1 protein-coding gene and 1 pseudogene are annotated in these 15,285 nt (G+C 76.7%); both read left to right on the forward strand.

All coding sequences use genetic code 11. From position 1 onward, the window contains the following. Positions 1–6: 6 nt before the first annotated feature. Complete coding sequence (locus ACFXGA_RS28085; RefSeq protein ID WP_378092885.1) at positions 7–9,246, forward strand: SDR family NAD(P)-dependent oxidoreductase; 9,240 nt, start codon at positions 7–9, stop codon at positions 9,244–9,246. Between the two features lie 35 nt (positions 9,247–9,281). Then, positions 9,282–15,212: pseudogene (locus tag ACFXGA_RS28090) on the forward strand (thioester reductase domain-containing protein); the annotation flags it as partial. Positions 15,213–15,285 lie beyond the last annotated feature (73 nt).

Genomic DNA, 15,285 nt, shown 5'->3' on the forward strand with positions numbered 1-15,285 from the left:
GACGACGTGGCTGACGAGAACAAGCTCCGCGACTACCTCAAGCGGGCCATCGCCGACGCGCGGGACGCCCGGAGGCGGTTGAAGGAGGTCGAGGACCGCGACCAGGAGCCGGTGGCGATCGTCGGCATGGCCTGCCGCTACCCCGGCGGCGTGGAGACGCCCGACGACCTGTGGCGGCTCGTGGCCGAGGGCCGGGACGCGATCACGCCGTTCCCGACCAACCGCGGCTGGCCCGCCGACCTGCACGACCCCGACCCGGAGCGGGTCGGCCGGTCCACCACCGGCCACGGCGGGTTCCTGCACGACGCCGACCGGTTCGACGCCGAGTTCTTCGGCCTGTCGCCGCGCGAGGCGCTGGCCGTGGACCCGCAGCAGCGGCTGCTGCTGGAGACGAGCTGGGAGAGCGTGGAGAGCGCGGGCATCGACCCGGAGTCGTTGCGCGGCAGCCGGACCGGCGTGTTCGTCGGCGTGATGTACAACGACTACGGCTCGCGCCCGAACCTGCCGCCCGACGGCGTCGAGGGCTACCTGTTCAGCGGCAGCGCGGGCAGCATCGCGTCCGGCCGGCTGGCGTACACGTTCGGCCTGGAGGGGCCGACGCTGACCGTGGACACGGCGTGCTCGTCGTCGTTGGTGGCGGTGCACCTCGCGGCGAACGCGCTGCGCCGGGGCGAGTGCACGCTGGCGCTGGCGGGCGGCGCGACGGTGATGTCCACGCCGACCGCGTTCATCGAGTTCTCCCGGCTGCGCGGGCTCGCGTCCGACGGCCGCTGCAAGTCGTTCTCCGACCACGCCGACGGCACCGGCTGGGCCGAGGGCGTCGGCGTGCTGGTGCTGGAGAAGCTGTCCGACGCGCGCCGCAACGGCCACCGCGTGCTCGCGGTCATCCGGGGCAGCGCGGTCAACTCCGACGGCGCGTCCAACGGCCTGACCGCGCCCAACGGGCCCGCGCAGGAACGCGTGATCCGCAGCGCCCTGGCCGCCGCCGGCCTGTCGCCCGCGGACGTGGACCTGGTCGAGGCGCACGGCACCGGGACGACGCTGGGCGACCCGATCGAGGCTCGCGCGGTGCTCGCCACCTACGGCCGCGACCGGGACGAGCCGGTGCGGCTGGGCTCGCTGAAGTCGAACATCGGGCACGCCCAGGCGGCGGCCGGCGTCGGCGGGATCATCAAGGTCGCGCAGGCGATGCGGCACGGTCTGATGCCGCGGACCCTGCACGCGGAGGAGCCGTCCAGCCACGTCGACTGGACCTCCGGCAAGGTGGAGCTGCTCACCGAGGCGCGGGAGTGGCCGCGCGGGGAGCGGCCGCGCCGGGCCGGCGTGTCGTCGTTCGGGTTCGGCGGCACGAACGCGCACGTCGTGATCGAGGAGCCCGAGCCCGTCGAGGACGCGGGGGTGGCGCCGGACCCCGGCCTGCCGGTGCCGTTCGTGCTGTCCGGCCGCAGCCCGGAGGCGGTGGCGGCGCAGGCCCGGCGGCTCGCCGAGGCCGGTGTCGCCGGCCGGGACGCGGCGTTCACCCTCGCCACCCGCACCCCCATGCCCTACCGCGCGGCCGCGACCGACCTGCGGGACGTGCCCGTCGCGGCGATCCCGCCGCGCGGCAAGGTGGCGTTCGCCTTCACCGGGCAGGGCGCGCAGCGGGTGCGGATGGGGCTGGAGCTGGCGGCCGCGTACCCGGAGTTCGCCCGCGCGTTCGCCGAGGTGTGCGAGCACCTGCCGGTCCGGGAGGTGATCGAGTCCGGGGTGGACCTCGACCTCACCGGCAACGCCCAGCCGGCCCTGTTCGCGGTCGAGGTGGCGTTGTTCCGGCTGCTGGAGTCCTGGGGCGTGCGCCCGGACTTCCTGGTCGGCCACTCGATCGGCGAGCTGGCGGCCGCCCACGTCGCCGGGGTGCTGTCGCTGGCCGACGCGGCGAAGCTGGTCGCCGCGCGCGGCCGGCTGATGCAGGCGTTGCCGCCCGGCGGCGCGATGGTCGCCGTCCGGGCCGCGGAGGACGAGCTGGAGCTGCCCGACGGCGTGGCCGTCGCGGCCGTCAACGGTCCGCGCTCGCTGGTGCTGTCCGGCGAGGAGGAGGCGGTCCTCAAGGTCGCGGAAGGGTTGCGCGGCAAGCGGCTCGCGGTGAGCCACGCGTTCCACTCGCCGCTGATGGACCCGATGCTGGACGACTTCCGCGAGGTCGCCCGCGGCCTGACCTACCACCCGCCGCGGCTGCCCGTGGTGTCCACGGTCGGCCCGGACGCCGACTGGACCGACCCGGAGTACTGGGTGCGCCAGGTCCGCGCCGCGGTCCGCTTCCACGACGCCCTCACCACCCTGCGCGACCGCGACGTGCGCACGCTGGTCGAGCTGGGTCCGGACGCGGTGCTGTCCGGCCTCACCGCCGCCGCGTTCGACGACGTGAAGCCCGTGCCGCTGCTGCGGGCCGGCCACCCCGAACCGCTCACGGTCGCCACCGCGCTGGCCGACCTGCACGCGCGCGGCGTGGACCCGGACTGGGCCGCCGTGTTCCCCGGCGCGCGCAAGGTGCCGCTGCCGACGTACGCGTTCCAGCGCAAGCGGTTCTGGCTGGACGCGTCCACCGCCGGCGACGTGTCGGCGGCCGGCCTCACCTCGTCCGGGCACCCGCTGCTCGGCGCGGCGGTCGAGCTGCCGGACGGTTCCACCGTGCTCACCGGCAAGCTGTCCCTGGCCACCCACCCGTGGCTCGGCGAGCACCGCGTGCACGGCGCGGCCGTCCTGCCCGGCACGGCGCTGGTCGAGCTGGCGGGCGACGTCGCCGAGCTGACGATCACCTCGCCGCTGGTCGTCCCGGACACCGGCGCGGTGACCGTCCAGGTGGTCCGCACCGCCACGGCGGTGGAGGTCCACTCGCGCCGCGACGACGAGCCGTGGACCCTGCACGCCACCGGCGTGCCCGACCCGTCCGACGACGCGGCCGAGCACCTGACCGAGTGGCCGCCCGCCGCCGCCGAGCTGCCCGTGTCCTACGACGGCCTCGACCGGCACGGGTACGGCTACGGACCGCTGTTCCGGGGGCTGCGCAAGGTGTGGCAGGCCGACGGCGAGGTGTTCGCCGAGGTCTCGGCCGACGTGCCGACCGCCGGGTTCGCCGTGCACCCGGCGTTGTTCGACGCCGCGCTGCACCCGCTGCTGCCCGGCCTGGTCGAGGACGGCCCGGCCCGGCTGCCGTTCTCCTGGTCCGGCGTCCGGTTCCACGGCGCCGCGGGCACGGCGCTGCGCGTGCGGATCACCCCGACCGGCCCGGACTCGGTGGCGCTGCTGGTCGCCGACAGCACGGGCGCGCCGGTGGTGTCCGTCGCCGAGCTGGTCCTGCGCCCGCTCACCGGACCCGTGACCGGCGCGGGGCTGCTGTTCACGCCGACCACCCGCGCCGCGGGGACCCGCGTGGACGAGGTGTACGCCGTGCCCACCCCGGACGGCCCGGTGCCCGAGCAGGTCCGCCGCGTCACGCACGAGGTGCTGGACCGGCTCCGCGCGTGGGCGGCCGGATCGGGTGGCGTCCTGGGCGTCGAGGTCGGCGACGACCTGGCGCACGCGGCCGTCGCGGGGCTCGTCCGCAGCGCCGCGGCCGAGCACCCGGGCCGGTTCGCGCTGCTGCACCGGGGCGAGGCGGTCGAGACCGTGCTGACCCCGGCCCCGCGGCCCGGCCACGACGGTCCGACGTGGGACTCGGTCCTGGTCACCGGCGCGAGCGGCGCGCTCGGCGCGGCGATCGCCCGGCACCTGGTCACCCGGCACGGCGCGCGCAAGCTCGTGCTGCTCAGCCGCAGCGGCACGGCTCCCGCCGTCGAGGGGGCCGAGGTCGTGGCGGTGGCCTGCGACGCGGCCGACCGCGACGCGCTGGCCGCCGTGCTGGCCGAGCACCCGGTCACGGCCGTCGTGCACGCGGCGGGCCTGGTCGAGGACGGCACGCTGGAGGGCCTGACGCCGGAGCAGGTGGACCGCGTGCTGCGGCCCAAGGTGGACGCCGCGTGGCACCTGCACGAGCTGGCCGGGGACGTGGACGCGTTCGTGCTGTACTCGTCCATCGCGGGCGTGCTGGGCACCGCCGGGCAGGCGAACTACGCCGCCGGCAACACGTTCCTCGACGCGCTGGCCCGCCACCGGCACGCCCTCGGCCTGCCCGCGACGTCGCTGGCCTGGGGCCTGTGGGAGGCCGACAGCACGATGTCCGGCGGCCTGTCCGAGGTGGACCGCAACCGGATCCGGCGGCTCGGCCTCAAGCCGATCCCGGTCGACGCGGCGCTGGCGGCGTTCGACGCGGCCCTGACCACCGGCGAACCGGTGCTCGCGGTGACCGCCCTGGACCGGGCGGCGCTGCGCGAGGACCCGCACCCCGCGTTGCGGGAGCTGGCCCCGAAGCGCCGCGCGGCGCGCAAGCCGGCCTCCGCGCCCACGGACGTCCGCGCGCTCACGGACCTGGTGCGGTCCCACGTGGCGGCCGTCCTCGGGCACCCGGACCCGTCCGGCATCGACGCCCGGCGGGCGTTCACCGAGCTGGGCTTCGACTCGCTGACCGCGGTCGAGCTGCGCAACCGGCTCGCCGAGGCCACCGGGCGGCGGCTGCCCACCACGCTGGTGTTCGACCACCCGACGCCGGCCGCGCTGGCCGAGCACCTGGCGGGCGCGGTCAAACCGGCCGAGGAGGCGGTGACGGCGGCCGACGAGCCGATCGCGATCGTCGGCATGGCCTGCCGCTACCCGGGCGGCGTGCGCAGCCCGGAGGACCTGTGGGAGCTGGTCGCGCAGGGCCGTGACGCCATCGGCGACTTCCCGGCCAACCGCGGCTGGGACCTCGACCGCCTCTACCACCCCGACCCGAAGCACCCCGGCACCACCTACACCCGGCACGGCGGGTTCCTGCACGACGCCGACCTGTTCGACCCCGAGTTCTTCGGCATGTCGCCGCGCGAGGCGCTGGCGACCGACCCGCAGCAGCGGCTGCTGCTGGAGACCGCCTGGGAGGCGCTGGAACGCGGCGGCATCGACCCGACCTCGGTGCGCGGCACCAGGACCGGCGTGTTCACCGGCCTGATGTACCACGACTACGGCACCGGCGGCGCGCTGCCCCCGGAGCTGGAGGGCTACCTGGTCGGCGGCACGTCCGGCAGCGTCGCGTCCGGCCGCGTGGCCTACGCGCTCGGCCTCGAAGGGCCGGCCATCACGGTGGACACGGCGTGCTCGTCGTCCCTGGTGGCGCTGCACCTCGCGGTCGGCGCGCTGCGCCGCGGCGAGTGCGACCTGGCGCTGGCGGGCGGCGCGACCGTGATGGCCACGCCGACCGCGTTCGTGGAGTTCTCGCGGCAGCGCGGCCTGGCCCCGGACGGCCGCTGCAAGCCGTTCGCGGCGGCCGCCGACGGCACCGGCTGGGCCGAGGGCGTCGGCGTGCTGCTCGTGGAACGCCTCTCCGACGCGCGCCGCAACGGCCACCCCGTGCTGGCCGTCGTGCGCGGCACGGCGGTCAACTCCGACGGCGCGTCCAACGGCCTGACCGCGCCCAACGGCCCGGCGCAGCAACGCGTCATCCGCGCCGCGCTCGCCGCCGCCGGCCTGCGGCCGTCCGACGTGGACGCGGTGGAGGCGCACGGCACCGGCACCACGCTCGGCGACCCGATCGAGGCCGAGGCGCTGCTCGCGGTCTACGGCGGCGAGCGCGACCGGCCGCTGGCCCTGGGGTCGCTGAAGTCCAACATCGGCCACACCCAGGCCGCGGCGGGCGTCGGCGGCATCATCAAGGTGGTCGAGGCGATGCGGCACGGCGTGCTGCCGCGCACGCTCCACGTGGACGAGCCGTCGCCGCACGTGGACTGGTCGTCCGGCGCGGTGGAGCTGTTGACCGAGGCGCGGGAGTGGCGTTCGGACCGGCCGCGGCGGGCGGCGGTGTCGTCGTTCGGCATCAGCGGCACCAACGCGCACGTCGTGCTCGAACAGGCTCCGGCGGACACCGGGGCGGAGCGCGCGACCGGACCGGTGCCCGTGGTGGTGTCGGCCCGCACGCCGCAGGCGCTGGCCGACCAGCTCGACCGGCTGGCGGGCGTGGACGTCCCGGTCGCCGACCTCGCGCACACCCTCGGCGCCGGCCGCGCCCTGCTGGAGCACCGCGCCGTCGTCGCCGCCGAGCACCCGGCCGACCTGCGGGAGGCGGTGGTGCTGCCGAAGGTCCGCGACGGGCGCACCGCGTTCGTGTTCACCGGCCAGGGCGCGCAGCGCGTCGGCATGGGGCTGGAACTGGCCCGCGCGTTCCCGGTGTTCGCGCGGGCGTTCGAGGAGGTGTGCGCGCACCTGCCGGTGCGCGAGGCGATCGGGTCCGGCGACGGGCTCGACGACACCGGCACCGCGCAGCCCGCCCTGTTCGCGGTCGAGGTGGCGTTGTTCCGGCTGCTGGAGTCCTGGGGCGTGCGGCCGGACTTCGTCGCGGGCCACTCGATCGGCGAGATCGCCGCCGCCCACGTCGCCGGGGTGCTGTCGCTGGCCGACGCGGCCAAGCTGGTCGCCGCGCGCGGCCGGCTGATGCAGGCGTTGCCGGCCGGCGGGGCGATGGTCGCGGTGCAGGCCGCGGAGGAGGAGCTGGAGCTGCCCGAGGGCGTCGCCGTCGCGGCGGTGAACGGTCCGCGTTCGGTGGTGCTGTCCGGTGTGGAGGACGCGGTCCTCAAGGCAGCGGAGGGATTCCGCGGCAAGCGGCTCACGGTGAGCCACGCTTTCCACTCGCCGCTGATGGACCCGATGCTGGACGACTTCCGCGCGGTCGCCCGGGAGCTGACCTACCACGAGCCCACCGTCCCGGCCGTCTCCACGGTCACCGGCGACGAGGCCCGCTGGACCGACCCCGAGTACTGGGTGCGGCACGTGCGCGAGCCGGTGCGGTTCCACGACGCGGCCCGCACCCTGCTCGACCGGGGCGTGACGACGTTCGTGGAGGTGGGGCCGGACGCGGTCCTGACCGGCCTGCTGGCCGCCGTGCTGCCCGAGGGGCACGCCGCGCTGCCCGTGCTGCGCCGGGACCGGTCGGAGCACCGCACGGCCGTGGAGCTGTTCGCCCACCTGCACGCCAGGGGCGTGGCGGTGGACTGGTCGGCGTTCCCCGGCCGGCGGGCGGTGCTGCCGACCTACCCGTTCCAGCGCGAGCGGTACTGGCTCACCGCCAGGCCGCGCCCGACCGGCGGCCACCCCGTGCTCGACGCGGCGGTGCCGGTCGCCGGTCGTGACGAGGTGCTGTTCACCGGGACCGCGACCGAGCCGCTGACCGGCGCGGGCGTGGCCGACCTGGTGTGGCACGCGGGCCGCGAGGTCGGGTACCCGGTGGTGGACCTGGACGTCGTCGCGCTGCCCGGGGCCGGTCGGCTCCAGCTGACCGTCGGCGAGCCGGACGGCGACCGCCGGCCGGTGACCGTGCACGCGTGGCAGGACGGGTGGGTCGAGCAGGCCCGGGGCACGCTCACCGCCGGTCCCGCGATCGAGGCGGAGGTGGACCTGTCCCTGGTCGCGAGCGGCGACCTCGAACCCGCCGTGTGGCGCGGCCTGCGGGCGACCTCGGCCGGCGCCGCGGTGCGCCTGGACGGCTCGGTGTTCCGCGACGAGCAGGGCAACGAGGTCGCCCGGTTCGACTCGGTCGAGTTCCGCGCGCTGAACGGGGTGCCGGTGTACGAGGTGGACTGGGTGCCGGTGGAGCTGCCGCCGGTCGACGGGCCGGCGCCGGACGTGATCCGGGTGGAGTCGTGCGGCGACCCGATCACCACCGCGCACACCGGGACGCGGCAGGTGCTGGCCGGGCTGCGGGAGCGCGCGACGGGCACGGGCCGGGCGGTCGTGCTCACGCCCGACCCGGCGGACCCCGGCGTGGCGGCGGTGTGGGGCCTGGTGCGGGCCGCGCAGGTCGAGGCACCGGACCGGATCGTGCTGGTGGGCGGCCTGCCCGGCGACACGTCGAGCGGTGCCGGCTCGGCCGCGGCGAACGGCGGTTCGGCCGACGCGGCGAACGGATCGGTGCGGAGCGCCGGTTCGGCCGGGGCTGCGACGAATGGCGCGGCACCGAGCGCGGGTCCGGCTGCGGCGAATGGCGTGGCAGCGAGCGCGGTGGCCACCGGCGCTGGTTCGGCGGGCGCGGCGAACGGATCCCGGCCGAGCACGGGTCCGGCCGGGGCCGCCGCGAGCGGTGCGGCGTCGAGCCCGGTGCCCGGCGGTGCCACCGCGAGTGGCGCGGCGGGCAACGGCGCGGCGTCGAGCCCGGTGCCCGGCGTTGACCTGGCGGCCGTGCTCGCCTCGGTCGTCGCGTCCGGCGAGCCGCAGGTCGTGTTCCGCGACGGCCGGGCGTTCGCGCCCCGGTTGGTGCGGGTCACGGCGCAGGTCAGGCCCCTGCCCGAGGACGCCGTCGTGCACCGGCCGGCACCGCCCGCGCGGGCCGCGCTCGCGGCCCTCACCGACGACCTCCTCGCCGACACCCTCCGCGACACCGCCGAACAGGCGTGGCGGCTGCACCACGACACCTCCGGCGACCTGGTCTTCGCCGCCCCGGTCGAGGGGTTCGGCGCGCCCGGGCACGCGCACTACGCGGCCGGGGTGGCGTTCATGGAGGCCCTGGCCCGCCACCGCGTCGCCGACGGGCTGCCGGGCACGGCCGTGATCACCGGTGGCGACCCGGTCGTCACCGACCGGCCCGCCGTGGTCGCCGCGCCGCTGGCCGAGCTGCCGAACACCGCGTTGCTCCGCGACCTGGTGCGCGCGCCGCGCGTGCCGCTGACCGAACGGCTGGCGTCCACCGTCAACGGCGAGCGCAACCGGGTCGTGGAGGAAGCCGTGCGGACCCAGGTGGCGGCGGTCCTCGGGCACGGCGACCCGCGCCGGGTCGACCTGGACAAGCCGTTCAGCGACCTCGGGTTCGACTCGCTGACCGCCGTGGACCTGCGCAACCGGCTCGCCGCGGAGACCGGCGTGGCGCTGGAGGCGACCCTGGTGTTCGACCACCCGACGCCCGCCGCGCTCGCCGAGGTGCTGCTGGACCGGCTCACGCCCGACGACACCCCGCCGGTGCTGGCCGACCTGGACCGGCTGGAGGCGTCGCTGGCCGAGGTCGACGACGAGCAGCGGCAGCAGGTGACCGTGCGGCTGCGCACCATCCTGTCCCGCTGGTCCGAGCCCGAGCGGACCGACGTCCGCCGCGACTTCGACTCCACCGCCGAGCTGTTCGACTTCATCGACAACCAGCTCGGCCGCGCCGCCCGCTGATCACCCACGACATCGAGGAGAAGGTTGCTGTGTCCAACGAGGAGCGGCTGGTCGAGTACCTGAAGTGGGTGACGGCGGACCTCCAGCAGGCCCGGCAGCGGATCGCCGAGCTGGAGACGCCCGAGCCGGTCGCGATCGTCGCGATGGCGTGCCGCTACCCCGGCGGGGTCGCCTCGCCGGACGACCTGTGGCGGCTCGTCGCGGAGGGCCGGGACGGCATCACGCCGTGGCCCGAGGACCGCGGCTGGGACGTGGACCGGCTCTACGACCCCGAACCGGGCGTGCCCGGCCGGACCTACACCCGCGAGGGCGGTTTCGTCGACCACGCCACCGAGTTCGACGCCGCGTTCTTCGGCATCTCGCCGCGCGAGGCGTTGGGCATGGACCCGCAGCAGCGCGTGCTGCTGGAGACCGCGTGGGAGCTGTTCGAACGCGCCGGGATCGACACGGCGGCGTTGCGCGGCAGCCGCACCGGCGTGTTCGCGGGCGTGGGGGAGCAGAGCTACCTGGGCCTGGCCGGGCCGGAGGAGCTGGAGGGCTACCTCATGACCGGCAAGCTGGGCAGCGTGGCGTCCGGGCGGATCGCCTACGCGTTCGGCTTCGAGGGCCCGGCCGTCACGGTGGACACCGCGTGCTCGTCGTCGCTGGTCGCGCTGCACCTGGCGGTGCGGTCGCTGCGCACCGGCGAGTCGACGTTGGCGGTGGCGGGCGGCTGCACGGTGTACGGCTCGCCCACCGGGTACGTCGACTTCTCCCGCCAGCGCGGGCTCGCGGCGGACGGCCGCTGCAAGTCGTTCGCGGCGGCGGCGGACGGCACCGGCTGGTCGGAGGGCGTCGGCCTGCTGCTGCTGGAGAAGCTCTCCGACGCCCGCCGCAACGGCCACCCCGTGCTGGCCGTGGTCCGCGGCTCGGCGGTGAACCAGGACGGCGCGTCCAACGGGCTGACCGCGCCGAACGGCCCCTCGCAGGAACGCGTGATCCGCGCGGCCCTGGAGGACGCCCGGCTGTCCACCGCGGACGTGGACGTGGTGGAGGCGCACGGCACCGGCACGCGGCTCGGCGACCCGATCGAGGCGCAGGCGTTGCTGGCCACCTACGGCCAGGGCCGGTCGACGCCGCTGCTGCTCGGCTCGCTCAAGTCCAACATCGGGCACAGCGTGGCCGCGGCCGGCGTGGGCGGCGTGATCAAGATGGTGCAGGCCATGCGGCACGGCGTCGCGCCGCGCACCCTGCACGTGGACGAGCCCACGCCCGTGGTCGACTGGTCGTCGGGCGCGGTGGAGCTGCTGCGCGAGGCCCGGCCGTGGCCGGAGTCCGACCGGCCCCGGCGGGCGGCGGTGTCCTCGTTCGGCGTCAGCGGCACCAACGCCCACGTGGTGCTGGAGCACGTGGTCGAGGAGCCCGCGCCGCGGGACCGGGCGCACCACGGCGAGCTGCCGTTCCTGCTCTCGGCGCGGTCCGCCGAGGCGTTGCGTGCGCAGGCCGCGCGGCTGCGCGACTTCGTCGCCGCCCGGCCCGAGGTGCCGCTGGTCGACGTGGCCCACACCCTCGCCACCGGCCGCACCGCCCTGGAGCACCGGGGCGCGGTCGTCGCACGGGACCGGGACGGGCTGCTGGCCGCGCTGGGGGCGTTCGACGGCGGTGCGCCCGCGCCGCAGCGCGGCCGGGTGGCGTTCCTGTTCGCCGGCCAGGGAGCGCAGCGCGCCGGCATGGGACGTGACCTGCACGAGCGCTTCCCGGTGTTCCGGGAGGCGTTCGACGCGGCGTGCGCGCTGCTCGACCCGCACCTGCCGACGCCGCTGAAGGACGTGGTGTTCGGCGACTCCGACCTGCTGCACCGGACCCGGTACACCCAGCCCGCGCTGTTCGCGTTCGAGGTGGCGTTGTTCCGGCTGCTGGAGTCGTGGGGCGTGCGGCCGGACTTCGTCGCGGGCCACTCGCTGGGCGAGCTGACCGCCGCGCACGTCGCCGGCGTGTTCTCGCTGGAGGACGCGTGCGCGCTCGTCGCGGCGCGGGCCCGGCTCATCGACGAGCTGCCCGAGGGCGGCGCCATGGTCGCCGTCGCCGCGCCGGTGGCGGAGGTCGAGCCGCTGCTGACGCCCGGCGCGGGGCTGGCGGCGGTGAACGGTCCGGCGTCGGTGGTGGTGTCCGGCGACGAGGACGCGGTGCTGGCCGTCGAGGCCGAGCTGCGGGCGCGGGGTCGCCGGACCAAGCGGCTCACGGTGAGCCACGCGTTCCACTCGCACCGGATGGAGCCCGCGCTGGCCCCGTTCCGCGAGGTCGCCGCGAGGATCACCTACCACGCGCCGTCGCTGCCGATCGTGTCCAACGTGACCGGCGCGCTCGTGGACGCCGAGGCGTTGTCGTCGCCGGACTACTGGGTGCGGCACGTCCGCGAGGCGGTGCGGTTCGCGGACTGCGCGCGGTCGCTGGCCGAGCGCGGCGTGACCGCGTTCGTGGAGGTCGGGCCGGACGCCGCGCTGACGCCGATGGTCCGCGAGACCACGGACGTCCCGGCCGTCGCGCCGCTGCGGACCGGGCTGGTGGCGGCGCTGGGCGAGCTGCACGGGCTCGGCGTGGCGGTGGACTGGCGCGCGTTCTTCGCCGGCACCGGCGCGCGGCACGTGGAGCTGCCGACCTACCCGTTCCAGCGGCAGCGGTACTGGGTCGACCGGCCGGAGGCCGCCGACGTCGCCGAGCTGGGCGTGGCCGAGGCGGACCACCCGCTGCTCGGCGCGGCGGTGCCGGTGGCGGGGGCCGACGAGGTCGTGTTTACCGGCAAGGTGTCCGTGCGCAGCCACCCGTGGCTGGCGCGGCACCGGGTGCACGGGTCGGCCGTGCTGCCGTCGTCGGCGCTGGTGGAGCTGGCGATCCGCGCCGGCGACGAGGTGGGGTTGCCGCGCCTGGCCGCGCTGGACGTGGTCGCCCCGATCGCCGTGCCGGACCGCGGTGGCGTGCTGCTCCAGGTGCGGGTCGCGAACGGTCAGTTGACCGTCCACTCGCGACTGGACGGCGACTGGACGCTGAACGCCGCCGGCACCCTCGCCCCGGCCCTGCCGCTCGTCCGGGACGACGCGGGCGAGTGGACCGCGCTCGACCCCGTGGCCCCGGACGGGTTCCGCCTGCACCCGTCGCTGCTCGACGCGGCGCTGCGCCTGGTCGGCGAGGGCGACGCGGTGCGGTGGCGCGACGTGGAGCTGCACGCCGTGGGCGCGGCGGATGTGCGGGCGCGGGTGACCGGCGACCGGATCGCGCTGGTCGACCCGAGCGGGGGACCGGTGGCCACGATCGGCTCGGTGGAGCTGCGCCCCACCGCCGCCGACGCCGTGGCGGACGCCCTGCTGCGGCCGCAGGACGCGTTGCTCCAGGTGGTGTGGGAGCCGGTCGAGCTGCCGCCGGCGGACGTGACGCCGCGCGTGGTGCGCTGGGCTCCCGGCGCCGACCTGCACGCGCGGACCGCGTCCGCGCTGGCCGACCTGCGGGGTGACGAGCCGTTCGTCGCGGTCACCTCGTGCGCGGTGCGCGACGTCACCGACGTGGACGGCGCGGCGCTGTGGGGCCTGGCCCGGTCGGCCCAGTCCGAGCAGCCGGGCCGCGTCACGCTGGTGGACGTGGACGGCGACCCGGCGTCGGAGGCCGCTATCCCGGCCGTGGTCGCGGCGGGCGTGCCGCAGGCCGTGGTGCGCCGCGGCGTCGTGCACGTGCCGCACCTGCGGCGCGCGCCGATCGGGCGAGCCGCCTGGCGCACCGACGGCACGGTCCTGATCACCGGCGGCACGGGCACGCTGGGCGCGATGGTGGCCCGGCACCTGGCCCGCCAGGGGGTGCGCGACCTGCTGCTCACCAGCCGTCGCGGCCCCGACTCGACCGGCGCGGCGGAACTGCGCGACGAGCTGGCGGCGCTGGGCGCGACGGCGCGGATCGTCGCGTGCGACGCGGCCGACCGCGACCAACTGCGCGCCGCCATCGGCGACACCCGGCTGACCGGCGTCGTGCACACGGCGGGCGTGATCGACGACGCGCTGATCGACGACCTGACCCCGGAACGGCTCGCCGCCGTGCTGCGGCCCAAGGCCGACGCCGCCCGGCACCTGCACGAGCTGACCCGGGACCACGAGCTGGACGCGTTCGTGCTGTTCTCGTCCATCGCCGGGGTCATCGGCGGCGCGGGCCAGGGCAACTACGCCGCCGCCAACGCCTACCTCGACGGCCTGGCCGCCCACCGGGCCGCGCTGGGCCTGCCCGCCACGTCGGTCGCCTGGGGCCTGTGGGCCGAGGCCAGCGGCATCACCAGCGGCCTGACCGAGCTGGACCGGGCCCGGATCGCGCGCGCCGGCTTCCGCCCGGTCGAGACCGCGCAGGGCCTGGCGATGCTCGACGCGGCCGTGGCCTCCGGCACGCCCGCGCTGGTCGGCGCGCCGCTGGACCTGGCCGCCCTGCGGGCCAAGCCGGAGCAGGCCCCGCCGCTGCTGCGGACCCTGCTGCCGCCGGTCCGGCCGGTCGCGCGCACCGGCGCGCCCGCGCCGAACCTCGCCGAGCTGTCCGAGGACGAGCGGCGGGAGGTCGTGGCGGAGGTGGTGCGGCGCGAGGTCGCGGCCGTGCTGGGCCTGTCCGGCGAGGTGGAGGACAAGCCGTTCCCGGACCTCGGTTTCGACTCGCTGCTGTCGGTCGAGCTGCGCAACCGGGTCGCCGCCGCCACCGGGCTGGCCCTGCCCGCGACCGTCGTGTTCGACCACCCGACGCCCGGTGCGCTGGCCGCGTTCCTGGCGGGCGCGGCCGGCACCGCGGACGTGGACTACGACGAGGTGCTGGCCGAGGACGTCCGGCCGGCGGCGGAGGTCGTGCGGACCGTCGAGGACCCGCGGCACGTGCTGCTGACCGGCGCGACCGGGTTCGTGGGCGCGTTCCTGCTGCGCGAGCTGCTGCGGGCGTCCGACGCGACCGTGCACTGCCTGGTGCGGGCCGCCGACGAGACCGAGGGGATGGGCAAGGTCGAGGCGAACCTGCGCTGGTACCGGCTGTGGGACGAGGTCGACCCGGCGAGGCTGCGCATCGTGCCCGGCGACCTGTCCCAGCCCCGGCTCGGCCTGGCCGAGGAGACCTACGACCGGCTCGCGCGCGAGGTGGACGCCGTCTACCACGCGGGCGCGACGGTCAACTGGCTGCGGCCCTACACCGAGCTGCGCGCGCCGAACGTGCACGGCACCCAGGAGGTGCTGCGCCTGGCCGCCCGGCACCGGACCGTGCCGGTGCACCACCTGTCCACCACGGGTGTGTTCGCCGGCGCGCGGGAACCGGGCGTGCCGCTGACCGTGGACGACCCGACCGGCCCGCCGGAGGCGCTGCCCAGCGGTTACCTGCGCAGCAAGTGGGTGGCCGAGCACCTGGTCGCCCAGGCCGCCGACCGCGGCCTGCCGGTGCGGGTCTACCGGGTGGACCTGGTGTCCGGCGACCAGGTCAACGGCGCGTGCCAGACCAGGGACTTCGTCTGGCTGGCCACCAAGGGCCTGGTGCAGGCGGGCGCGGTGCCCGCGGGCCTGGACGGCACGGTCCCGATGGTGCCGGTCGACTACGCCGCCGCCGCGGTCGTGGCGCTGTCCCGGGAGACCGGCGGCACGTTCCACCTCTACAACCCGGGCCGGGTGAGCTGGCGCGAGATCGTGGCGCGGCTGCGGGCGCACGGGTACCGGCTGGAGGAGCGCCCGTGGGAGCAGTGGCGAGCCGCCGTGCTGGCCGACCGGGACAACGCCCTGATCCCGCTGCTGGACGCGTTCGAGCTGATGATCACGGACAACGCGGGCTTCTACCCGGCGGTGGACGTGTCGAAGACGGAGCGGGCGCTGGCCGGCACGGGCATCACGTGCCCACCGGTCACCGGCGACCTGGTCGACACGTACCTGCGGTTCTTCGCCGAGACCGGCTACTACCCGCCGACCCGTCAACCGGCCCTGGCCGCCGGCGCCTGACCTGACGGGGGTGGACGGCCGCGGCCGGCCACCCCCCGCCCCGGTGACCACCCCCTAGAACACAGTAACACAA

The sequence above is a fragment of the Actinosynnema sp. NPDC059335 genome (genome assembly GCF_042752395.1).
Classification (GTDB): domain Bacteria; phylum Actinomycetota; class Actinomycetes; order Mycobacteriales; family Pseudonocardiaceae; genus Actinosynnema.